This window comes from Streptomyces sp. NPDC028368 (genome assembly GCF_055565615.1).
In genome coordinates this window covers 422,723-444,493 of record NZ_JBVHTY010000006.1, presented here as the reverse complement: position 1 = coordinate 444,493, position 21,771 = coordinate 422,723, and the positions used below count along the sequence as shown (strand labels likewise).

Here is a 21,771-nt window from a genome sequence, read left to right as displayed (position 1 = left end):
CGTCGGGGACTCGGTCCCCGACGGCCGAGCCCCCGAAGGGTGAGTGGCCGGCGGCTCAGTCCTCGGGCAGCTCGACCGGCGCGATCTCGTCGTACACGTCCCCGGGGCCCGGGTTGGCCGCATCGGTGCCGCCGCCGAAGTGGTGCATCACGCCCCACACCGCGTTGAGCGCGGTCTGCACGGCGCCCTCGGCCCAGCCCGCCGTCCAGGAGATGTCGTCGCCGGCCAGGAAGATGCCGCGCTTGTCCTCGGCCAGCCGGTCCTGCATGAAGTGGGTGAACAGGCGGCGCTGGTAGCGGTAGTGGCCGGGCAGGTTGGCCTTGAACGCGCCCATGAAGTAGGGCTCGTTCTCCCAGGAGACGGTGACCGGGTTGCCGATGATGTGCTTGCGGATGTCGACCTTCGGATAGATCTCCGACAGGGACTTCAGCATCACCTCCATCCGCTCGTTGGCGTTCAGCGGCAGCCACTTCAGGCTGTCGTCGCACCAGGTGTAGGAGAGGCAGATGACGGCGGGCCGGTCGGGCCCGTCATCGAGCAGATACGTACCGCGCGTCATACGGTCGGTCAGCGTCATCGACATGACGTCCCGCCCGGTCTCCTCGTCCTTGTCCAGCCAGAACGGCCGGTCCACGGGGACGAAGAGCTTGCTGGACTCCATGTAGTGGGTGCGCTCCATCGCCGTCCAGTGGTCGATGGGGAACAGCGAGTCGTCGCACGCGATCTTGCTCAGCAGCATCCAGGACTGCGCGGTGAAGACGGCCGCCTCATAGGTGCGGATGTCGCCGTCGGCGTCGGTGACCGTGATGCGGTTGCCGGCGGTGCGGTGGAGCCGGGTCACGGCGGGGCGCGGGGTGCCGTCGTGCAGCGACGACAGCGACGTGCCGGGCGCCCAGTGCACGACCTTGGCCGGCTCGCGCTCCCACAGGCGCAGCGGGAGCTGCTGGCTGCCGCCGACGATGCCCCGGTGGTGGTCGTCGGCCTCGGTGTAGACGACCCGCAGGATCTCCAGGATGGAGTTGGGGAAGTCGGTGTCCCAGCCGCCGGTGCCGAAGCCGACCTGGCCGAAGATCTCGCGGTGCCGGAAGGACTTGAACGCCTCCGACTCGCACAGGAACCCGTAGAAGGTCTGGTTGTCGAGCTTCTCGACGAGCTTGGCCCAGATCTCACGGATGCGCGGGACATCGCGCTCGCGCATCGCCTGGTTCATGTCGGAGAAGTCGGCGCCCTCCTCCAGGCAGGCGTTCCACGCGTTCATGACGTCGCGGTAGACCTGCGGGAGGTCGTCGACGGTGAGGGCGTAGTGCGACTCGCCCTTGAGGTCGACGACGGTCGAGGGGGTGTCCGGCGCCAGCGGGTTGGGGAACGGCGTGGTCTCCAGGCCCACCAGGTCGATGTAGTGCTGGAGCGCCGTCGAGGACGGCGGGAAGCGCATCGCGCCCATTTCGGCGGTCAGGTCCGCGGCCTCGGAGGGGGTGCCCTCGAAACCGACGGTCCGCAGCCGGCCGCCTATCTTGTCCGCCTCGTAGACGACGGGCTTGAGGCCCATCTTCATCAGCTCGTACGCCGTGATGATGCCGGAGAGGCCGCCGCCGATGACCGCGACCTCCTTGCCGTGCTCGGTGGCGGGCACCTGGCCCAGGCCCGCCGGGTGCGCGAGGAAGTCGTCGTAGGCGTACGGGAAGTCCGGGCCGAACATGGTGATCGGCGGCTGGGCATCCGCGTGGTGGGCGGCGGTGGGCACCGTGGACGTCATCGGGGGCGGACTCCTTGCAGGCAGGGCAGGGCGGGGCGGCAGCGCGCCGGGCAGGCGGGCGCAGAACGGGTGGGTCAGAGGGGCACAGAGGCAGAGGCGGAGAGGCGGGAGAGGTCAGGTCACGTCAGCGGGCCGTACAGCTCCGGCCGCCGGTCGTGCAGATACGGGTTGTTCGCCCGGGATTCCTTGAGGAAGTCGGTGTCGACATCCGCGCGGACCAGCTGTTCGCCGCGGCCGGCGCGGGTCCGTACGACACCGTCCGGGCCGGCCAGGCAGCTGAGCCCGACGAACTCGAACTCGCCCTCCTCGCCGACCCTGTTGACGTACGCGACATACATCTGGTTCTCGAAGGCGCGCACCGGGATGACGGACTCGGGGACGAACTGGAAGGGGTGCATCTGCGCGGTGGGCACCAGCAGCAGATCCGTGCCCGCGAGCCCGTGCGCCCGGACGTTCTCCGGGAACTCGACGTCGTAGCAGATCATGACGCCGATCCGGACGCCGGCCAGCTCGGCCTGGACGACGGCCTGCTCGCCCGGGGTGAACCACTCCCGCTCGAAGCAGCCGAAGAGGTGCGTTTTGCGGTAATTCGCGAGCCGGTTGCCGTCCGGGCCGATCAGCTGGGCGGAGTTGTAGACGGTGCCGTCCCCGTCCTGGGGGGCGTGCTCCGGGTAGCCGTACAGCACCGCGATCCCCTGCTCGGCGGCGATCCGGCCGATGGTCCGGGCGCTCTCGCCGTCGGCGGGCTCGGCGAGGCGGTGGATGTCCGCGCCGATGGCGTAGCCGGTGAGGAACAGTTCGGGGCAGGCGAGCAGTTCGGCACCGGTCGCGGCGGCCGCACGGGCCGCGTCCTCAAGCACCCGCAGATTGTGCGCGACATCGCCGGGCCGTCCCGAACTCTGGAGCAGGGCGGTGTGCAGGGACGGCATGGGACCCCTCGGCGGGACGGTACGGGCGGGACGCATTGACGGTACGGGCCGCCGCCGACCTGGGACAAGGCGCCACCGTTGCGCGTCGGCGGAGCATTCGTTGCGCGTTCAAGGGGCTTCCCGGCGATTCGTTGCGCCCCGTCGCAGGCCGGTCCGGTCCTGCGTCGGCCGTCAGTCCGGCGGGGTCATATTTGCCGTCATTCGGTCGAGGACGGTCACGGTGCGGCGGTAGTCGTCGTCGGTGAGCCCGCGCATGAGGCGGGCGCGGGCCGTCTCGATCAGCGCCGCGACCTCGGTGTGGGCCCGCCGGCCGGTGCCGGTGAGCGCGAGGCCCTCACCGGCGCCGGTGAGCCAGCCGCGGGCGGCCAGTGCACCGGTGACCTCGTCGAGGGTGCGTGCTCCCGGCTCCCAGAAGGGGCCGAGGAGGCGACCGATCTCCGCCTCGGTGAGCGGACCCTGACGCGCGAGGCTGTTCAGCACCTGCCAGTCGCGCCGGGTCAGCCGCTGTGCGGACAGTGTCCGGGCGAAGTCCTCGTTGATCAGGGCATCGAGCGCCTTGAGGTAGAAGCCGATGGGTTTCAGGGGGGTGGTCATGACATTCCCGCCTTCCGTTCTTTTCCGAGCTCGTCCGAGGTCGCGGACCTCTCCGAGCGCACGGACCTCTCGGGTCATGGGACTGCATGCGCAAGAGCATTTACCTGCATCAAGACAAGTATCTGTCGCTGAGTATGCTTTACCACGAACCACGGAGCAAGGCGCGGCGACGAACGAGGCGGCGGATACGGATGCACGAGCCGAAGCGGCACAGGGCACCCAGCGGTACGGACCGGGATGTCGCGGCGATCGAGCGCGCCATGGTGGCCCTGCGCCGCAGCGCCGCGCGGCGGACGCTGGCGCGGCGGGCGGAACGGCAGGCCAAGGGGCCGGTACCGGAGGGTGCCGCGTTCGACGTGCTGGACGTCGTCGAGGCCGCCGAGGAGCGCGGCGTACCGGTCGGGGTGCGCGAAGTGGCGGACGCCCTGCGGGTGGACCAGCCGCGGGCGAGCAAGCTGGTGGCGGCGGCGGTGCAGGCCGGTCACCTCCGCCGGGAGGCCGACCAGGCGGACGGCCGGCGCACTCTGCTGGCCGTCACCCCGAGCGGGCGAGAGGTGCTGGAGACGGTGCATGCGTTCCGGCGTTCCGTGGTGGCGCGGGTGACCCGGGACTGGCCGGATGCCGAACGCGCCGCGTTCGCCCGGCTGTTCACGCGCTTCATGGACGATTTCGGCTCGGCGACCGGACCTGCGGAGGGCATGGCCGGGCCCGCGGCGGATGTCACCAGGTCCTCGGCGGACACGACCGGGCCCTCGGCGGACTGACCCGGCGGCGGCTCAGGGCGGCCCGCTGCGCTCAGGCGCCGTCGTCCACCGGTTCCCCCAGGGCCTCCCGCACCACCTCCCGCACCAGCCCGCGCAGCCAGAGGTGCCCCGCGTCGGCCTCCTGACGCGGGTGCCAGGCCATCGCCATGGCGATCGGCGGCAGGTCGAGCGGGATCGGCAGGGCGTGCAGCCCCAGCCCGCGGATCGTCGAAGCCGCGGCCCGTCTGACACCACCCGTCCGCTGATCGACGAGGTCACGGAGACCTGGCCCACCGTCGCCTCGGACGCGGCAAGGAACCGGCCCTTGACCTGAAGTCCGCTTGAGGTAGCAAGGTCGTGGCCATGGACAACGAAGCGATGCACCACCAGCTCCAGCACCTCACCGACCGCGCCGAGATCACCGATCTCCTGGACCGCTACCTGCGGTCCCTGGACGAGGGAAAGTTCGACGAGGCGTGGGCCCGCGCCTTTCACACCGAGGACGTGACCGCCGAGATGCCGATCGGCACGGTCCGCGGCCACGATGACCTCCTGGCACACGTCCGGCGCGGTATGGCCCTGTTCGACCGGACGATGCACCTGGGCGGCAATGCCGTCATCGAGATCGACGGCGACCGGGCCACCGCCCGCGGCACCCAGCTGAGTACGCACGTCCTGGCGGACGGCCCGGAGGGGGCCGGGGAGGTCTTCCTCTCCGCGGGGCACGCCGACAGCGAGCTGGTACGGACCCCGGACGGCTGGCGGATCGCGGCCTCGTCGCTGCGCATCGTGTGGACGCAGGGCACTCCGCCACGGCTGCCGGCGGGCCTCGGACCCGGGGCTGCCACCCCCTAGCTCGGAGCCCCCGACCCGAACCGCCGCAGCAGCGGCGAGAGCACCAGTACCGACTTGGTCCGTTCCACGAACGGCTCGCCCGCGATCCGTTCCAGTACCCGCTCGAAGTGCCGCATATCGGCGGCGAAGACCTGGACGATGGCGTCCGCCTCACCGGTGACGGTGGAGGCGGACGCCACTTCCGGGTAGCGCGACAGGCCGCGGTGAATCGCCTCGGGCGAGGTGTTGCGGCTGCAGTAGAGCTCGATGAACCCCTCGGTCTCCCAGCCGAGCGCGGCCGGGTCGACCCGTACGGTGAATCCCGTGATCGCGCCCTCGGCCCGCAGCCGGTCCACCCGCCGTTTGACGGCCGGGGCGGAGAGCCCGACCTCCTGGCCGATGTCGGCATAGCTGCGGCGGGCGTCCTCGGCGAGGGCGTGGACGATGCGTTCGTCGAGATCGTTCAGTCGCACTGCGGGTGGATCACTTTTCTGCTGTGGCCAATCGGGAGCGGCGCATGCCGTATCCGAAGTAGACCACAAGGCCGACGACCATCCAGACCCCGAAGACCAGCCAGGTCACGGCACCGAGGCTGAACATCATGTAGACGCACAGCGCGAAGCCGATCACGGGAAAGAGCGGCGAGAGCGGCGTACGGAAGCTGCGCGGCATGTCGGGACGCGTGTAGCGCAGAACGACGACGGCCACATTGACCAGCGCGAACGCGAAGAGGGTGCCGATGCTGGTGGCGTCGGCCAGCTGGCCCAGCGGAATGGCCGCGGCGAGCACCCCGCAGAACAGCGAGACGATCACGGTGTTGATCCGGGGCGCACCGCTCTTGGCGTGCACCTTGGAGAACACCTTGGGCACCAGGCCGTCCCGCGACATCGCGAAGAGGATGCGGGTCTGGCCGTAGAGGACGGTCAGGACGACGCTGGCGATGGCGATGACCGCGCCGAAGGCGAGCAGCACGGCCCAGAAGTCCTGTCCGGAGACGTCCTTCATGATCCCGGCGAGGGCGGCCTCCGAGCCCTGGAACTTCTTCCACGGCATCGCGCCGACCGCGATGGCGGCGACCAGGCAGTACAGCGCGGTGACGATGATCAGCGAGAGCATGATCGCGCGCGGCAGGTCACGCTGCGGGTTCTTGGCCTCTTCACCTGCGGTGGAGGCGGCGTCGAAGCCGATGTAGGAGAAGAAGAGGGTGGCGCCCGCGGCGCTGACGCCCGTCATGCCCAGCGGCATGAAGTCGGCGTAGTTCCCGGAGCGCACGCCCTGCAGGGCGACGCCGCAGAACAGCAGCAGCGCGACGATCTTGACCGCCACCATGATGGTGTTGGCGCGCGCGCTCTCCTTGGCTCCGCCCAGCAGGAAGACCATCGCCAGCATCACGACCAGCAGGGCCGGGAGGTTGAAGACGCCTCCGTCACCGGGCGGCTGGGACAGCGCGTCGGGGATGGTGAACCCGAAGAGGCCGTTGAGCAGCTCGTTCAGATACTGCCCCCAGCCGACGGCGACGGCCGCGACCGAGACGCCGTACTCCAGGATCAGACACCAGCCGCAGATCCAGGCGACCAGCTCGCCGAGGGTGGCGTAGGCGTAGGAGTACGACGACCCCGATACCGGGATGGTGCCGGCCAGCTCCGCGTAGGAGAGAGCCGAGAACAGGGCGGTGATGCCCGCGATGACGAACGAGATGATGACCGCGGGTCCGGCGTCGGGGACGGCCTGGCCGAGGACGACGAAGATGCCGGTGCCCAGGGTGGCCCCAATGCTGATCATCGTCAGCTGCCACATGCCCATCGAGCGGCGGAGCGTGCCGCCCTCGCCCTGGCCGCCCTCGGCGACCAGGCGCTCGACGGGCTTGCGCCGCATCAGCCGGGTGCCGAAACCGCCCGGGGTGGGCGGCCGGGGGTCGCTGACCCCTGCGGGCGGGGCTGCGCCGTGCTCCAACACTGGGGTGGCTCCTTTATCGCTGCCGGTGAATCGCTGCGGGATACCGCTGCCGTCGGACGGCGGTATCCGGTTCGGGATTCCGTTGCCGGATCCCGATGGCGGGCTCCGGAAGGGGGCCCGGATACGGATTCCCCTTACGGAGGCGGACGGCGGCGACCGGCAGCGGTCCGGCTGCGGGCATGCCGAGGCAACCCGCAGAAAAGGGAGACCGCCGAGCAGGCGGTCTCCGCCACTCCACGTACAGCGCATGACCTTACGGCCCTGCGTTGACCTGCCGTAATGCGGGTTCCTTGCGCAATCGCGAAGGATCGTTGCGCACCGGCGCGGCAGGCGGTGGTTCGTTGCGCGATGGAGCCCGCAAACGCCGTTATGCCGCGGCAGGCGGCCGGCCAGGAAACGCGAGCGGCCCCGCACCGCATCGGTGCGAGGCCGGTCACAGAGCCCATCGGCTCCCCTGCTCCGTCAGCTCCAGCTGTCGTGCAGCGGCTTGCCCTCGGCGTAACCCGCCGCGCTCTGCACGCCCACCACGGCCTTCTCGGCGAACTCCTCCAGGGAGCCCGCGCCCGCGTAGGTGCAGGAGCTGCGGACGCCCGCGATGATCGAGTCGATCAGGTCCTCGACGCCGGGCCGCGCCGGGTCGACGAACATCCGCGAGGTGGAGATGCCCTCCTCGAAGAGCCCCTTACGGGCCCGGTCGTAGGCCGACTCGTCGCTCGTACGCCGCTGCACCGCACGGGCGGAGGCCATGCCGAAGCTCTCCTTGTACGGCCGTCCTTCGGCGGTGTGCTGGAGGTCGCCGGGCGACTCGAGCGTGCCCGCGAACCACGAGCCGATCATGACGTTGGACGCGCCCGCGGCCAGCGCCATGGCGACATCGCGCGGGTGCCGCACGCCGCCGTCGGCCCAGACGTGCTTGCCGTACTTCTTGGCCTCGGCGGCGCACTCCAGTACCGCGGAGAACTGCGGACGGCCGACACCGGTCATCATCCGGGTCGTGCACATGGCGCCCGGTCCGACACCGACCTTGATGATGTCCGCGCCGGCCTCGATCAGGTCGCGTACGCCCTCGGCGGCGACGATGTTGCCCGCCACGATCGGAACCTGCGGGTCCAGCGCCCGGACCGCCCGGACGGCGTTGAGCATGCCCTCCTGGTGGCCGTGCGCCGTGTCCACCACCAGGGTGTCCACGCCGGCTTCCAGGAGCGCCTTGGCCTTACCCGCCACATCGCCGTTGATACCGACGGCGGCGGCGATCCGCAGCTTGCCGTCGGCGTCCGTGGCGGGGCTGTAGAGGGTGGCGCGCAGCGCGCCCTTGCGGGTCAGGATGCCGACCAGCTTGCCGTCCGCGTCGACCGCGGGGGCGAGCTTGCGGTTGGCCCCGTCGAGGCGGTTGAAGGCCTCCCGCGGGTCGATGTCGGCGTCCAGGACGAGCAGGTCCTTGGACATGACCTCGGAAACCTGGGTGAAGCGGTCCACCCCGGCCAGGTCGTGCTCGGTGACGACGCCGACCGGGCGGCCGCTCTCGACCACGATGCCCGCGCCGTGCGCCCGCTTGGGCAGCAGCGACAGGGCGTCCGCGACGGTCGCGATCGGGGACAGCACGATCGGGGTGTCCAGGACGAGATGCCGGCGCTTGACCCAGCCGACGACCTCGGTGATGACGTCGAGCGGGATGTCCTGCGGGATGACCACGAGGCCACCGCGCCGGGCAACGGTCTCGGCCATCCGGCGGCCGGCGATCGCCGTCATGTTGGCGACGACAAGAGGAATGGTGGTGCCGGTCCCGTCGGGCGCGGACAGATCCACGCCCTGCCGGGAGCCCACCGCGGAACGGCTGGGCACCATGAACACATCGTCGTACGTCAGGTCGTACGGCGGCTTCGCATCGTTCAGGAAACGCATACTGGCTCTCTCACCTGCGGTTTTACGTCTGGGCCGGTGGGGAGTCAGCGTCGAACCGTTCACCGGATCAGGCTGCGGCTCCTAGGACATCATCCCTCATACCTGCCGGATGAAGCGAACCGGTGTTCCCTTCGTGTGATAGCACACCTGCCCCTGGACTTTTCTACGAACCCCGCCGCGCCGCCCCGCGGGCCATGATCACGGCCAGCCCGGTGTCCGTTTCGCGCCAGTATCCGACCGCGTCCGCGAGCACCCCCTCGACGATGCTCCAGTCGTCCGGTGCGGCCGTCGCGTACCCCTGCCAGCCCGTGAGGGCCAGCAGCCGGCCGCCGTCGGCGGGGCACCAGGACAGATCGGTGAGGCAGTCGGCGAGCGCGTCCCAGTTCCGGCCGAACCAGTGCGGCAGCCGCAGCGAGCGGGCGCACCGCTCCATGAACTCCGCCTTGTCCACGACCCCTTCGAGACCGAGGACCGCACCGCTCCACCCCGCGTCCCGGGCGGCGGCCAGCGCATCGGTCACCGGGCGGTCGGCGGGCCACGGCAGCACCCCCGGAGGCGTACTGCCGTCGAGCACCGCCGCCAGCGGCCGGGGCACGGAACCCGTCATCGGAGCACCGCCTGTGGGTGGGTCAGTACCGGGAACGTCATCGCAGCACCGCCTCAAAGGTCCGGTAGTGGTCGTCGGTGTAGTACGTCTCGTGGCTCTCGCCGGTGATGAGGCGGCGGGCGCCGCGGTCCGGGGAGCCCGGGGTGGGGACCGTGTACTCGTGGTAGTAGCCGCGCGGGTGGGCGGGCAGCAGCCGCTCGCGGTTGCCGAAGACGGTTCCGTCCTGGCGATAGGGGAAGGGGCCGCCGGCGTCGATGAGCCGGAGGGTGTCGCGCGCCTGCGGGGGCAGCTTGCCCACCGCGACGACGGGCATGCCGTTGGCCCAGCCGGGTGTGCGGGGCGCACCGGAGACACCGGGCGAGAACGACGGCGCCCCCGCCGAACTCCCGTTGCCGCTCCCGCCCGTGGAACATCCGGTGAGTGTGAGCAGCAGCCCGGCGAGCAGCGCGCCGAGGAGGGCGGCGGCCCGGCGCGAGGTGGAGCGGATCACCATGGCGCCGATGCTGTCACAGCCGCGCCCGCGCTGCCCGCCGATGACCGGCGGCGCGGGCAGCCGGTGGCGCCGTCAGACCCCGTCCGGGTCCGCCCGGTCGAGGGCGGGGCGCGGGCCGGGGCCGGTCTCCAGCAGCAGGTGGTCGGCGGCGGCGGTGTCCGTCACCAGGCTGGTCACCAGCCCGGAGCGCAGCACCGCGCCGATCGCCGCGGCCTTGCGCCGGCCGCCCGCGATCGCGACGACCTCGGGGATCCGGCGCAGCCGGTCGGCCTCGACCGTGATGCAGCGCTCGCCCAGGTCCCGGCCGATACGGCGGCCCTCGGCGTCGAAGAGGTGCGCGGACATCTCGGCGGCCGCGCCCAGCGAGGCGTAGTGCTCGCGCTCCTCCTCGCTCAGCATGTCGTAGACGGTGGAGACGCCCGGCTCCCAGGAGCCGATGGAGACACAGGCGACGGTGACCTTGTCGAAGTACTCGAAGGCGCGGGCGATGCCGGTCTGGCCGCGCAGCGCGGCGGCGGTCGCCGAGTCCGGCAGCAGCATCGGCGCATAGATCGGGTGCGCCTCGCCGCCGGAGACATCGGCCGCGCGGCGGACCGCCTCGACCGAGCCGCGGTCGGCGGTGCCCGCGTCGTACACGCCGGTCAGCTGGACGACGGTGCACGGCGGGAGGCGGTGCAGCGCCGCCGCCATGTGAATGGTCGACCGGCCCCAGGCCAGGCCCAGTACGTCACCCTCGGCAACCAGCTCGCCCAGCAGGTCGGCCGCGACCTCGCCGAGGTTCTCCGGGTCCGCGGCGTCCTCGGAAGCGTCCGCGGGCGACTCGACGACGACCGCGTGCCGCAGGCCGTAGCGGGCCCGCAGTGCGTCGGAGCGTTCGGCGTCGAGCTCGGAGGGCACCCGGATCTCGATCCGTACGAGATCCCGCTCCAGCGCCGTCTCCAGCACGCGAGCGACCTTGAACCGGCTGACACCGAACTCGTCCGCGATCTGGATCTTGGACTTGCCCTCAAGATAGAAGCGGCGGGCCATCGCCGCCGCCTGCACCAGCTCGGCGGGGCCCATTCCGGACTGTGGGCGGCTGGCTACCACGAAATTCTCCCCTTTTGCGCATCTGATCGAGTCTTTGCTCATCCTTTCAGAAACCCGAGGTGTACGGGGACCATGACCGCCTCGACGGCCGTGAACGCTCGGTTGCGACTCGGACAACCCACGACACGGCCGGCCTCACTGGAGACGGCCCGCACCACGCGCCCCGCCGGCCTCAGTGCGCGCAGCCCCAGCCGGCCGCCGTCGCCGCCTCGGCCTTCTCGCGCAGGTCCCGGACCGCCTTGGCCGGGTCGTCCGCGCCGTAGACCGCGGAGCCCGCGACGAACACATCGGCGCCCGCCTCCGCACACCGCTCGATGGTGGCTTCGGAGACGCCGCCGTCCACCTGGAGCCACAGTTCCAGCCCGTGCCGGGAGATCAGCTCACGGGTCCGGCGGATCTTCGGCAGCATGATGTCCAGGAACGCCTGGCCGCCGAAGCCGGGCTCCACGGTCATGATCAGCAGCATGTCGAGCTCGGGGAGCAGATCCTCGTACGGCTCGATCGGCGTCGCGGGCTTGAGCGCCATCGAGGCCCGCGCACCCTGGGCCCGGATCTCCCGCGCCAGCCGTACGGGCGCCGCCGCGGCCTCCACGTGGAAGGTCACCGACCCGGCGCCCGCCTCGATGTACTGCGGTGCCCAGCGGTCCGGGTCCTCGATCATCAGATGCAGGTCGAGGGGGGTGTCCGTCGCCTTGCGCAGCGACTCGACGACCGGCACGCCGAGCGTGAGGTTCGGGACGAAGTGGTTGTCCATGACGTCGACGTGCAGCCAGTCGGCGCCCTCGACGGCCTTCGCCTCCTCGGCGAGGCGGGCGAAGTCTGCGGACAGAATGCTGGGGTTGATCAAGGCCATGTCACCAGTATGGCCTGAGGCCCGCGGACCGACGGAGGCGGGCGGCGATCACCCCGGATGGGCCGCCCCGCGCACCCACGCAACCGCCCCGGCCGGGGGTACCGGCCGGGGCGGAACGTGCCGTCGGGCTGCCGTGTCAGGCGAGGATCGCGAGAGCCTGGTTCAGGGTCTGCGACGGACGCATGACGGCCGAGGCCTTGGCGGCGTCGGGCTGGTAGTAGCCACCGATCTCGGCCGGCGAACCCTGCACCGCGATCAGCTCGTCGACGATGGTCCGCTCCTGCTCGGTCAGCGTCTTGGCCAGGGCCGCGAACGCCTCCGCGAGCTGTGCGTCGTCGGTCTGCTTGGCCAGCTCCTGCGCCCAGTACAGCGCCAGGTAGAAGTGGCTGCCGCGGTTGTCGATGCCACCGAGGCGGCGGCTGGGCGACTTGTCGTTCTCCAGGAACGTGGCCGTCGCACGGTCGAGGGTGTCGGCGAGCACCTGGGCGCGCGCGTTGCCCGTCGTCTGCGCCAGGTGCTCGAAGCTGACCCCCAGCGCGAGGAACTCGCCCAGGCTGTCCCAGCGCAGGTAGTTCTCCTTGACCAGCTGCTGGACGTGCTTGGGCGCGGAGCCGCCGGCACCGGTCTCGAACAGCCCGCCGCCGTTCATCAGCGGCACGACCGACAGCATCTTGGCGCTGGTGCCCAGCTCCAGGATCGGGAACAGGTCGGTCAGGTAGTCACGCAGGACATTGCCGGTGACCGAGATCGTGTTCTCACCGCGGCGGATGCGGTCGAGCGAGAACTTGATCGCGTCGACCGGCGCCATGATCTCGATCTGCAGGCCCTCGGTGTCGTGCTCCGGGAGGTACTGCTTGACCTTGGCGATCAGGCCGGCGTCGTGCGCGCGGCCCTCGTCCAGCCAGAACACGGCCGGGTCGCCGGTCGCGCGGGCGCGGGTGACGGCGAGCTTGACCCAGTCCTGGATCGGCAGGTCCTTGGTCTGGCACATCCGGAACACGTCACCGGCGCTGACGACCTGCTCCAGCACGGCGTTGCCGGCGCCGTCGACGACCCGCACCGTACCCGTGGTGGGGATCTCGAAGGTCTTGTCGTGGCTGCCGTACTCCTCGGCCTTCTGCGCCATCAGACCGACGTTCGGCACCGAGCCCATCGTCGACGGGTCGTACGCGCCGTTCGCCCGGCAGTCGTCGATGACGACCTGGTAGATGCCCGCGTAGCAGCTGTCGGGGATGACCGCGAGAGTGTCGGCCTCGTCGCCGTCGGGACCCCACATGTGGCCGGAGGTGCGGATCATGGCCGGCATGGAGGCGTCGACGATGACATCGCTCGGCACGTGCAGGTTGGTGATGCCGCGGTCGGAGTCGACCATCGCCAGCGCGGGACCGTCGGCGAGCTCTCCCTCGAAGGACGCCTTGATCGCCGGGCCCTCGGGCAGCGACTCCAGGCCCTTGAGGATGCCGCCGAGTCCGTCGTTCGGGGTCAGGCCGGCCGCGGCGAGCGCCGCGCCGTGCTCGGCGAAGGTGTTCGGGAAGAAGGCCCGTACGACGTGACCGAAGATGATCGGGTCCGAGACCTTCATCATCGTGGCCTTCAGGTGCACCGAGAACAGCACGCCCTCGGCCTTGGCGCGGGCGACCTGCTCCGTGAGGAACTCGCGCAGCGCCGCGACGCGCATGACGGAGGCGTCCACGACCTCGCCCGCGAGCACCGGTACCGACTCGCGCAGCACGGTGGTGCTGCCGTCGTCCCCGTGCAGTTCGATGCGCAGCGAGCCGGCCTCACCGATCACCGCGGACTTCTCGGTGGAACGGAAGTCGTCGGCGGTCATGGTCGCGACGTTCGTCTTCGACTCGGGCGTCCAGGCACCCATCCGGTGCGGGTGCGCCTTGGCGTAGTTCTTCACCGCAGCGGCGGCGCGACGGTCCGAGTTGCCCTCGCGCAGCACCGGGTTGACGGCGCTGCCCTTGACCTTGTCGTACCGCGCGCGGACGTCCTTTTCCTCGTCGGTCTTCGGGTCGTCCGGGTAGTCCGGCAGCGCGTAGCCCTGCTGCTGCAGCTCGGCGACCGCCGCCTTCAGCTGCGGAATCGACGCCGAGATGTTCGGCAGCTTGATGATGTTCGCGCCGGGCGTCTTGGCCAGCTCACCGAGCTCGGTGAGCGCGTCGTCGATGCGCTGGCCCTCCTCGAGACGCTCGGGGAAGCTGGCGATGATCCGCCCCGCGAGGGAGATGTCACGGGTCTCCACCGTGACACCGGCCGTCGATGCGTATGCCTGGATCACAGGCAGGAACGAATGCGTCGCCAGGGCCGGAGCCTCGTCAGTGTGCGTATAGATGATGGTCGAGTCAGTCACCGGGTGCTCCGCTCCAGTTCTCCACGTCTCCAACATTGCTCGACATCAAGATATCTCGTGATCGCCCCCCTCTCGACAGGGCCCCGCCTCCGCCGGGGGGAGCACGGCGAAGTCGCCGCTGGACTCCCGCAGGCGCTGCCGCGCCGCATCAGGGCGTACGCCGTAATCATGTGCGCGGACTCGCCGGGGTGAGAAGTGAGTTGGATGCCCCCGTTCGCCAACGATCTCTGCGTTCCGTGAGGGGCCGGCGAGCCGTTGCGGTAGCTCCCCGATGGGATCGGTCGCCGGCCGGCTGCCGAAGCACTGCCTGGGCGGCGAGGCGGGCCACTTCCATCCGATACACCGAGTGACCGTAATGTTACATTTGGTCACCGTGAGAGCGGGTGGCGGATCCCATTCCCTGCCGGGAGTTGTGACACATCCCGTGCACCGCCCGCCCCGCTCGCACGTGATCAGGCGATGGGCTGTGGCGGGCCCGTGAACAACACCTACGCAGAGGCGGTAGCTGTCCCATGGCACAAGAAGCCAGGATCGACGTCGAACTGACGTGGAAGCAGGCCGAGGAGAAGTCCTCGGCGGACAAGGTGGCGGAGTTCGCCAAGAACCTGCCGCAGGGCCCTTGGTTCGGCACCCCGACGGGCGTGGCGCGCGACAGCGACCGGAAGCCGAAGCACACCTGGCCGCTTCGGTCCGCCCGCCCGTACCAGGGGGAGGTGGCCATCGGCGAGGCTGCGGTCTACCTCGCCGACGGCCACGACGAGCTGGAGCGGCCGTTCATCTTCGCGGACGGCTTCAACTACGGCCGCAGTGACCTGCCGGGGCTGTTCGCCCACTTCAACGCGCCCTACCCGGGCAGCAAGGTGGGTTTCCTCGAGCAGCTGCTCACCGCGGGCATCGACGTGGTCCTGGTCGGCTTCGAGGAGCGCCACACCTACATCCAGGCCAACGCCGGGGTGGTGATCAGCGCCATCAACAAGGTCATCCAAGAGAGGCAGGGCGGTGAGCCGCTGATCGTCGGCGGGGTCAGCATGGGCGGCATCATCACCCGCTACGCCCTCGCCGAGATGGAGAACCACCACCAGGACCACCAGACCGCGACCTACCTCTCCTGGGACTCCCCGCACAACGGCGCCTGGATCCCGCTGATCCTCCAGCAGATGGCCTACTTCTTCGAGGCGCTGCCGGCCAAGCCCGGCAAGGTCAAGGAGGCCGAGCTGATCAGGAGCCCCGCCGCGCAGCAGCTGCTGTACGCATGGATCCCGGACGCGAAGTACGAAGGCCCCGTCGCCACCTCCAGCGCACTGCGCACGCAGTTCCTGGCCGAACTGCGCGACCTCGGCCACTTCCCGCAACGGCCGCGCAAGCTGGGCGTGGCCAACGGCACCGGCAACGGCACCGGCCGCGACCTGCCGGCCGGCGCGGAGGTGTTCAAGCGGCAGGTGCCACTGATCGTCTACGCCCAGGCGAACTTCCAGCCCGACGGCGGAACGCGCAAGCCGATCGGTGAGATGCGGGCCGCAGGCCAGGTCCGACGGGGCTTCACCTCGTACGTTGCCGGCCTTGACGGCGCGCCCGGTGGCACCCTCGGCTCCTTCGGCAAGATCGCCGCGGGACTCGGGGCCGACATCCCGGAGACGTACAAGTTCAGCTGCTTCGTCCCCTCCGTGAGTGCGGTCGCGCTGGACTACGACCCGGCCACGTGGGACGTCAACCTGTACGAGAAGGTCGAGGCGGCCGACGAGAAGAGCGCGCTCGACGAGTTCAGGTGCGACAGCGAGAACACCGAGCACAGCCAGGTGACCAAGCCACTGGTCGACTGGATCATGGAGCGAATCGTCCACTGATACCAACGACCTGGACAGTGCGGGACTTCGGCGGGCCACCGGCCCGGGGTGGCCGCACTGCGGCCTTCCGGGCGGCAGGCCGAAGCGCAGGGCCGCGTCGTTCCCGCGGCTGGGTGTCCGGTGGAAGACCACAGCAAGTCGGGGCTGGGACGTGGCCAAGCACGGTGTTCGATGATCGCTCCATCCATGCCACGGAGCCTCATCGGCACCGACGTGGCCACGTCCCAGCCCCTGGGCCGGACAGGGGCCACGGAAGATGAGACAAGGTCACTCATTCCGAGACGCCACAGGACCGCTGCCGCTCAGCCCGTGCGCCGCAACAGCGCCAGATACATCGCATCCGTCCCGTGCAGATGCGGCCACAGCTGGACGTCCGGGCCGTCGCCGAGCGCCGGGACACCCGGCATCAGCGGCCGGGCATCGATGAACTCCACCTCCACCGCGGAGCCGCCGCGTCCCTTGATCACGTCGTCCACCACGGCCCGGGTCTCGGCGGGGTGGGGCGAGCAGGTCGCGTAGCCGACGACGCCGCCGACCCGGACGGCCGCCAGGGCCTGCCGGAGCAGCTCGCGCTGGAGCGGGGCGAAGCCGTCCAGGTCCTCGGGGCGGCGGCGCCAGCGTGCCTCGGGGCGGCGGCGCAGCGCGCCCAGGCCCGTGCAGGGCACATCCACCAGGACGCGGTCGAAGGCGCCGGGCCGCCAGGCCGGACGGGTGCCGTCGGCGGCGATGACCGCGTACGGGCCGGGGTTTCCCTCGAGCGCCCGTGCCACCAGGCGCGCACGGTGCGGCTGCTTCTCGGACGCCAGCAGGGCGGCACCACGCTGCGCCGCCAGCGCGCCCAGCAGCGCCGCCTTGCCGCCGGGGCCCGCGCAGCCGTCCAGCCAGGCCCGGTCGCGGCCCTCGAGCGGCGCGTTGGCCAGCGCGATCGCGACGAGCTGGCTGCCCTCGTCCTGGACGCCGGCGCGGCCCTCCCGTACGGGGTCCAGCGCGCCCGGCTCGCCGCCCTCCGCGAGCCGGACGGCGTACGGGGACCAGCGGCCCGGCAGCGCGCTCTCCTCGCCGACGACGGCCAGCAGCTCCTCGGCGGTGGACCGGCCCGGCCGCGCCACCAGCGTCACCTCGGGCCGCTCGTTGTCCGCGTCCAGCAGGTCCTCGATGCCGGCCCGGCCGCCGCCGAGGGCGTCCCACAGGGCGGAGACGATCCAGCGCGGGTGGGCGTGCACGATGCCGAGGTGATCCTCGGGATCCTCGTCGTAATCCGGCGCGACCCGCTCCAGCCAGCCGTCCAGATCGTGGGCCGCGACCTTGCGCAGCACCGCGTTGACGAACTTCGCCCGGCCGTCACCCAGCACCACGCGGGCCAGCTCGACACTCGCGCTGACGGCGGCATGCGTCGGAATCCGGGTGCCGAGCAACTGATGCGCGCCGAGCGTCAGCACGTCCAGCACCGGGGGGTCGACCTCCCGCAGCGGCCGGTCCACACACTGCGCGATGATCGCGTCGTAGGTGCCCTGCCGCCGCAGCGTCCCGTACACCAGCTCGGTCGCCAGCGCCGCGTCCCGGCTGTCGAAGTCGCCGCCCTCACGCGCCTTGCGCAGCAGCGGCGGCAGCACGAGATTCGCGTAGGCGTCCCGCTCGTCCACGGCCCGCAACGCCTCGAACGCGAGGATCCGCACCGGGTCCTTCTGCGGGCGGCGATAGGGCTTACGGGTGCCATGACGGCGAGGCGGCTGCTGGCTCACAGAAAGGTGCTCCGGATACGAGAGGAGGGGTTCGGCCCCAGCCTACGCCCGGCTCAGGAGCCGTCCCCCAGCCGCTCCCCGGCCTCGATCCGCACGCCGCGGGCCCAGTCGGCGCCCTTCATCGGCTTCTTGCCCTGGGGCTGGACCCACACAAGTTCGACGGGGTGGCTGCCGGTGCCGACGTGGACCGCCTTCTTGGTGACGGCGAGTGCGCCGGGCGCCAGGTCCAGGTCCGCGTGGTCCGGCGCCGGGACGGCCGCCATCAGCTTGAGGCGTTCGCCGCGGAAGACCGTCCATGCGCCGGGGGCGGGTGCGCAGCCGCGGATGACGCGGTCGACGCGCAGCGCCGGCGCCGTCCAGTCCACCTTGGCGTCCTCGACCTCGATCTTCGGGGCGAGGGAGACGCCCTCGGCCGGCTGCGGGACGGCGTGCAGGGTGCCGTCCTCGATGCCGTCCATGGTGGCGGTGAGCAGACCCGCGCCCGCGAACGCCAGCCGGGTGAGCAGATCGCCGCTGGTGTCGGTGGGCCGCACCTCCTCGGTCAGCACCCCGAACACCGGGCCGGAGTCCAGGCCCTGCTCGATCTGGAAGGTCGAGGCGCCGGTCAACTCGTCGCCCGCGAGTACGGCGTGCTGAACGGGCGCCGCGCCGCGCCAGGCGGGCAGCAGCGAGAAGTGCAGATTCACCCACCCCCTGGCGGGAATGTCGAGCGCGACCTTCGGCAGCAGCGCGCCGTAGGCGACCACCGGGCAGCAGTCCGGCGCGATCTCCCGCAGCCGGGCCAGGAAGTCCTCGTCGCGCGGCTTGACGGGCTTGAGCACCTCGATGCCCGCCTCCTCCGCGCGCTCCGCGACGGGGCTCGCGACCAGCCTGCGGCCGCGGCCGGACGGGGCGTCGGGCCGGGTCACGACGGCGACGACCTCATGCCGGTCCGAGGCGATCAGGGCATCGAGGGCGGGCACGGCAACCTCGGGGGTGCCGGCGAAGACGAGCCTCATGGGTGACGCACTACCTCTCTCGCGCTGCGGAACGACGCACCAGTCTATGGGGCTTGGCCCGCATCCTGGGGAGGGACTCCGGGGCTCGGGCGGCGGGGGGCGTACGAACATGTCCGCGCCTCTCACGGAAGCTCGCACGCCCCCATACCGTGACCAGAGCCGCTCCTGTCGCGTTGGTCAAACAGCATTGACCTACAACGGGCCGCTTTGGCGGCCCGATCGTTTTCACCCTTCCCCATCTGACGCCGGTTCGAGAGGCTCGCTCATGGCCGACCACGCAACCCACGACGCCCAGGCACGCGCCAGCCTGCATCTCCTGGTACGCGATATCGAGCGGGTCCGCCGACAGGTGGACGCGCTGCGTACCCTGACCGCCCAGCTCGGCAATGTCTACCGGCCGCGCCGCAGCGGCCCCTCCGCGGGTTTCGTCGTGTACGGACGCGCGCCGGCCCCGACCGTGCGCCTCGCCCAGGAGCTGCGGGACAGCGTCGAAACGCTCGTCACCGCGGCGGTCGACTTCGACCGTTCGCTGGGCTTCTCCTGGGACGCGGTGGGCTCGGCGCTCGGCGTCACCAAGCAGGCGGTGCACCGCCGTTACGGTGCCCGCCGGGCCGCCGCCCAGCCCGCGGCCGACGGCGGCGAGCGCACGCCGGAGGCGTCCTCGTCCCGCGCGGTCGGCGTGGCCACGGGCCTGCCCGGGACGCCGTCCGTCCCCGCCGCCCGTTCGATGCCCGCGCAGCCGGCCACGGTCGGCCGGGACGAGGCCCGGCCGGGCGCCTTCCCCGGCCCCCGCAACGGCTGACGCCGCCCACGACCGCCGCGCGCAGCGCTCCGCCGGTGCGCCCGCCGACGCTCGCCAACGCCCCGGGACCGCCCGCCGGCCACGGTCCCGGGGCGGCGCCGTACGCGGGAACCGTCACCCCAGATCGGGCGGATCGATCCGCACCCGTACCGCCTCGCCCTCCCGCTTGACCAGCCGCGCCGCGCGCGCCGCCTTGAGCGCGGCCGCGAGCGCCGCGCCCTGCCCCGGCCGGACCCGTACGAGCGCCCGCTCCCACGCCTCCCCCGGCGGGGGATCGCCCGGCCGACGGGGCCGCCCCGCATCCGGCACCGGCAGGGGTACGGGCCCCAACACCTCGGCGCCGGAAGGGAGTTCGGCGGCCCCCAGCAGCTCGGCCACATCCTCCGCCCGGCCGGCCACCGACGCCATCCGCGACACCGGGGGGAAGCCGAGCTCGGCCCGCTCGGCCAGTTCCCGTACGGCGTGACCGACCGGATCCCAGCGCACCAGCGCCTGCACCGGCCGCAGCGTCGGCTCCGCGATCACCGCGACCGTGCCGCCCTCCGCATGTCCGCGCACCAGGGCGGCGGCGGCCAGCCAGCGCCGCAGCGCCTCCTCCCCCGCCCGCAGATCCGGCCGCCCGAGCAGCGCCCAGCCGTCCAGCAGCAGCGCGGCCGCGTAACCGCCCCCTTCGGCCACCGGCTCCGCACCCGGCGTACTCACCACGAGCGCGGGCGCACCGGGCACCGTCGTCAGGATGTGGTCACGCCCCGAGGTACGCACCGGCACCGCCGGGAACGCCCGCCCCAGCTCCTCCGCCGTCCGCCGCGCCCCCACTATCCGGGCACGCAGCCGGCCGCCTCCGCACTCCGCGCAATGCCAGTCCGGCTCCCCGCGGCCACACCACGCACACGCCGGCTCACGCCCCGCCTCCTGCGACTCCAGCGGGCCCGCGCAGGTCCGGCACCGGGCCGGGGCCCGGCAGCGCTCGCACGCCAGCCGGGGCGCATACCCGCGCCGGGGCACCTGGACCAGCACCGGGCCGCGCTTGAGCCCCTCCCGCACCACCTGCCACGCCATCGTCGGCAGCCGGGCGGCGCGCGCCGCGGCATCCCGCGCCTCGTCCCCGTCACCGACCGTACGCACCATGGGCGCCGCGGCCCGCACCTGCTCCCGCTCGGCCGCCAGCGGCCGCGCCCAGCCCGTCTCGACCAGCTGCGCCGCCTCGACCGTGCAGCTCAGCCCGCCCAGCAGAAACCCGGCCCGCTCGCTCACCGACCGCTGGATGAGCACTTCCCTGGCATGCGGCTGCGGGGCATGCGGATCGCTGTGACTGGCATCCCCGTCATCCCACAGCGCGACCAGCCCCAGCTCCCTGACCGGCGCAAACATCGCCGCGCGCGTGCCGACCACGGCCCGCACCGAGCCACGGCTGACCGCCAGCCAGCGCCGATACCGCTCCTCGGGCCCGGAATCCGCGGTCAGCAGCACATGCCGCCCCGCCCCGATCAGCTCACCCAGTGCGGCATCCACCCGCGCCGCGGCCCGCCCGTCCGGCACCACCACCAGCGCACCCCGCCCCGACGCCAGCGCCGCGGCCACCGCCCGCGCCAGCTCCTGCGGCCAGGTCTCCCCCGGCAGCGCCGTCCACACCGCCCGCGGCGCATCCCCCCGCGCCAACGCCGCCAAGAACCCGGCCCCCGCGCCGTAGCGTCCCCAACTCCCCGCCTCCGGCGGCGCGTTGGGTGGCAACGGCGCCGGCGACGCCTTGGCCTCCGCCCGCGCCCGCCGCGGCGGCACCGCCAGCTGCACCACATCCGCCAGCGTCCCCGCATACCGGTCCGCGACCGCCCGGCACAGCCCCAGCAGCTCCGGCGTCAGCACCCTCTCGGACGACAGCACCTGCGCGAGGGGCGCGAGCACCCCCCGGTACTCGCTCTCCGCCACCCGCTCCACGATGAACCCGCTGACCAGCTTGCCGCCCTCGCGGCGGCCCCCCTTCTCCCCCGCCCCGAACCGCACCCGCACCCGCACACCGGGCTGCGCCTCGGCATCCATGGCCGCCGGCACCGCGTAATCGAAATACCGGTCCAGGTGCACCAGCCCCTTGTCGACCAGCACCCGCGCCACCGGCAGCCCGGCCGCCAGCTCGGCCCCCCGCCACGTCCGGGGCTTCGCCCGCTCCGCCTTGCTCCCCCGCACCGTCTCCCGGATGAGAGCCAACTGCTCGCCCGCACCCGCTTCCGCCCCCGGTCGCCCGTTCTCCCTGCTCACAGCTCCAGGTTTAGCAGATG

At 71.9% G+C, this 21,771-nt stretch carries 18 protein-coding genes; 4 read left to right on the top strand and 14 right to left on the bottom strand.

Features of this window, described 5'->3' with window-relative positions; translation table 11 throughout:
• Nucleotides 1-55: 55 nt before the first annotated feature.
• From ACZ4S3_RS17270 to ACZ4S3_RS17260, 3 genes are all read right to left on the bottom strand, one after another.
• Nucleotides 56-1,756 carry a flavin monoamine oxidase family protein gene (locus tag ACZ4S3_RS17270; protein ID WP_467934041.1) on the bottom strand — a complete coding sequence of 567 codons (1,701 nt, stop codon included), beginning with the start codon at nucleotides 1,754-1,756 and terminating at the stop codon, nucleotides 56-58.
• Nucleotides 1,757-1,875: 119 nt separating this feature from the next.
• Nucleotides 1,876-2,685 (bottom strand): carbon-nitrogen hydrolase family protein, encoded by an 810-nt coding sequence (locus ACZ4S3_RS17265; RefSeq protein WP_467934038.1) that lies wholly within the window; start codon nucleotides 2,683-2,685, stop codon nucleotides 1,876-1,878.
• Between the two features lie 171 nt (nucleotides 2,686-2,856).
• Nucleotides 2,857-3,279, bottom strand: a complete 423-nt coding sequence (locus ACZ4S3_RS17260) for a MarR family winged helix-turn-helix transcriptional regulator (protein ID WP_467934035.1) — start codon at nucleotides 3,277-3,279, stop codon at nucleotides 2,857-2,859.
• A gap of 191 nt (nucleotides 3,280-3,470) precedes the next feature.
• Here ACZ4S3_RS17260 and ACZ4S3_RS17255 point away from each other — a divergent pair, with 191 nt between their 5' ends.
• Entirely contained in the window at nucleotides 3,471-4,043 is a 573-nt protein-coding gene (locus tag ACZ4S3_RS17255) for a MarR family winged helix-turn-helix transcriptional regulator (protein WP_467934032.1), read from the top strand.
• A 342-nt stretch (nucleotides 4,044-4,385) separates the two neighbouring features.
• On the top strand, nucleotides 4,386-4,877 hold the full coding sequence (locus ACZ4S3_RS17250) for a nuclear transport factor 2 family protein (RefSeq protein ID WP_467934028.1): 492 nt from the start codon (nucleotides 4,386-4,388) through the stop codon (nucleotides 4,875-4,877).
• Here ACZ4S3_RS17250 and ACZ4S3_RS17245 read toward each other — a convergent pair.
• From ACZ4S3_RS17245 to ACZ4S3_RS17210, 8 genes are all read right to left on the bottom strand, one after another.
• Nucleotides 4,874-5,329: an Lrp/AsnC family transcriptional regulator gene (locus tag ACZ4S3_RS17245; protein WP_403504857.1), complete on the bottom strand. Its 456-nt coding sequence runs from the start codon at nucleotides 5,327-5,329 to the stop codon at nucleotides 4,874-4,876. The two genes, ACZ4S3_RS17250 and ACZ4S3_RS17245, sit on opposite strands and share 4 nt — an antisense overlap.
• Nucleotides 5,330-5,339: 10 nt before the next feature.
• Nucleotides 5,340-6,812 carry an amino acid permease gene (locus ACZ4S3_RS17240; RefSeq protein ID WP_467934023.1) on the bottom strand — a complete coding sequence of 491 codons (1,473 nt, stop codon included), beginning with the start codon at nucleotides 6,810-6,812 and terminating at the stop codon, nucleotides 5,340-5,342.
• 462 nt (nucleotides 6,813-7,274) lie between these two features.
• A complete protein-coding gene (locus tag ACZ4S3_RS17235) occupies nucleotides 7,275-8,714 on the bottom strand; it encodes a GuaB1 family IMP dehydrogenase-related protein (protein ID WP_467934019.1) in 1,440 nt (479 codons plus the stop codon).
• Between the two features lie 163 nt (nucleotides 8,715-8,877).
• Nucleotides 8,878-9,321: a barstar family protein gene (locus ACZ4S3_RS17230; protein ID WP_467934016.1), complete on the bottom strand. Its 444-nt coding sequence runs from the start codon at nucleotides 9,319-9,321 to the stop codon at nucleotides 8,878-8,880.
• Between the two features lie 37 nt (nucleotides 9,322-9,358).
• Nucleotides 9,359-9,814, bottom strand: a complete 456-nt coding sequence (locus ACZ4S3_RS17225) for a guanyl-specific ribonuclease (RefSeq protein ID WP_467934011.1) — start codon at nucleotides 9,812-9,814, stop codon at nucleotides 9,359-9,361.
• Nucleotides 9,815-9,886: 72 nt separating this feature from the next.
• Nucleotides 9,887-10,876 carry a sugar-binding transcriptional regulator gene (locus ACZ4S3_RS17220; protein ID WP_467934248.1) on the bottom strand — a complete coding sequence of 330 codons (990 nt, stop codon included), beginning with the start codon at nucleotides 10,874-10,876 and terminating at the stop codon, nucleotides 9,887-9,889.
• 199 nt (nucleotides 10,877-11,075) lie between these two features.
• The gene (gene rpe / locus ACZ4S3_RS17215; protein WP_467934007.1) at nucleotides 11,076-11,756 is read right to left on the bottom strand and encodes a ribulose-phosphate 3-epimerase; all 681 of its coding nucleotides are present in this window, start codon (nucleotides 11,754-11,756) and stop codon (nucleotides 11,076-11,078) included.
• Nucleotides 11,757-11,892: 136 nt separating this feature from the next.
• Nucleotides 11,893-14,112: an NADP-dependent isocitrate dehydrogenase gene (locus ACZ4S3_RS17210; RefSeq protein WP_467934002.1), complete on the bottom strand. Its 2,220-nt coding sequence runs from the start codon at nucleotides 14,110-14,112 to the stop codon at nucleotides 11,893-11,895.
• 512 nt (nucleotides 14,113-14,624) lie between these two features.
• On the opposite strand from ACZ4S3_RS17210, the gene ACZ4S3_RS17205 reads away from it, so the two are divergent.
• A complete protein-coding gene (locus ACZ4S3_RS17205) occupies nucleotides 14,625-15,956 on the top strand; it encodes a lipase family protein (RefSeq protein WP_467933998.1) in 1,332 nt (443 codons plus the stop codon).
• Nucleotides 15,957-16,258: 302 nt separating this feature from the next.
• Here ACZ4S3_RS17205 and ACZ4S3_RS17200 read toward each other — a convergent pair whose 3' ends face one another.
• Nucleotides 16,259-17,698 (bottom strand): RsmB/NOP family class I SAM-dependent RNA methyltransferase, encoded by a 1,440-nt coding sequence (locus ACZ4S3_RS17200; protein ID WP_467933995.1) that lies wholly within the window; start codon nucleotides 17,696-17,698, stop codon nucleotides 16,259-16,261.
• A 53-nt stretch (nucleotides 17,699-17,751) separates the two neighbouring features.
• Entirely contained in the window at nucleotides 17,752-18,696 is a 945-nt protein-coding gene (gene fmt / locus ACZ4S3_RS17195) for a methionyl-tRNA formyltransferase (protein ID WP_467933991.1), read from the bottom strand.
• A 265-nt stretch (nucleotides 18,697-18,961) separates the two neighbouring features.
• On the opposite strand from fmt, the gene ACZ4S3_RS17190 reads away from it, so the two are divergent.
• Complete coding sequence (locus tag ACZ4S3_RS17190) at nucleotides 18,962-19,498, top strand: hypothetical protein (protein WP_467933987.1); 537 nt, start codon at nucleotides 18,962-18,964, stop codon at nucleotides 19,496-19,498.
• A 114-nt stretch (nucleotides 19,499-19,612) separates the two neighbouring features.
• Here ACZ4S3_RS17190 and ACZ4S3_RS17185 read toward each other — a convergent pair whose 3' ends face one another.
• On the bottom strand, nucleotides 19,613-21,751 hold the full coding sequence (locus ACZ4S3_RS17185; protein ID WP_467933983.1) for a primosomal protein N': 2,139 nt from the start codon (nucleotides 21,749-21,751) through the stop codon (nucleotides 19,613-19,615).
• Nucleotides 21,752-21,771 lie beyond the last annotated feature (20 nt).

Coding starts and splice junctions, on each gene's coding strand:
- rpe (WP_467934007.1), bottom strand. CDS start 11,756: ATGGCCTTGATCAACCCCAGCATTCTGTCCGCAGACTTCGCCCGCCTC.
- ACZ4S3_RS17225 (WP_467934011.1), bottom strand. CDS start 9,814: ATGGTGATCCGCTCCACCTCGCGCCGGGCCGCCGCCCTCCTCGGCGCG.
- ACZ4S3_RS17230 (WP_467934016.1), bottom strand. CDS start 9,321: ATGACGGGTTCCGTGCCCCGGCCGCTGGCGGCGGTGCTCGACGGCAGT.
- ACZ4S3_RS17220 (WP_467934248.1), bottom strand. CDS start 10,876: ATGGGCCCCGCCGAGCTGGTGCAGGCGGCGGCGATGGCCCGCCGCTTC.
- ACZ4S3_RS17250 (WP_467934028.1), top strand. CDS start 4,386: ATGGACAACGAAGCGATGCACCACCAGCTCCAGCACCTCACCGACCGC.
- ACZ4S3_RS17235 (WP_467934019.1), bottom strand. CDS start 8,714: ATGCGTTTCCTGAACGATGCGAAGCCGCCGTACGACCTGACGTACGAC.
- ACZ4S3_RS17205 (WP_467933998.1), top strand. CDS start 14,625: ATGGCACAAGAAGCCAGGATCGACGTCGAACTGACGTGGAAGCAGGCC.
- ACZ4S3_RS17260 (WP_467934035.1), bottom strand. CDS start 3,279: ATGACCACCCCCCTGAAACCCATCGGCTTCTACCTCAAGGCGCTCGAT.
- ACZ4S3_RS17270 (WP_467934041.1), bottom strand. CDS start 1,756: ATGACGTCCACGGTGCCCACCGCCGCCCACCACGCGGATGCCCAGCCG.
- fmt (WP_467933991.1), bottom strand. CDS start 18,696: ATGAGGCTCGTCTTCGCCGGCACCCCCGAGGTTGCCGTGCCCGCCCTC.
- ACZ4S3_RS17255 (WP_467934032.1), top strand. CDS start 3,471: ATGCACGAGCCGAAGCGGCACAGGGCACCCAGCGGTACGGACCGGGAT.
- ACZ4S3_RS17190 (WP_467933987.1), top strand. CDS start 18,962: ATGGCCGACCACGCAACCCACGACGCCCAGGCACGCGCCAGCCTGCAT.
- ACZ4S3_RS17265 (WP_467934038.1), bottom strand. CDS start 2,685: ATGCCGTCCCTGCACACCGCCCTGCTCCAGAGTTCGGGACGGCCCGGC.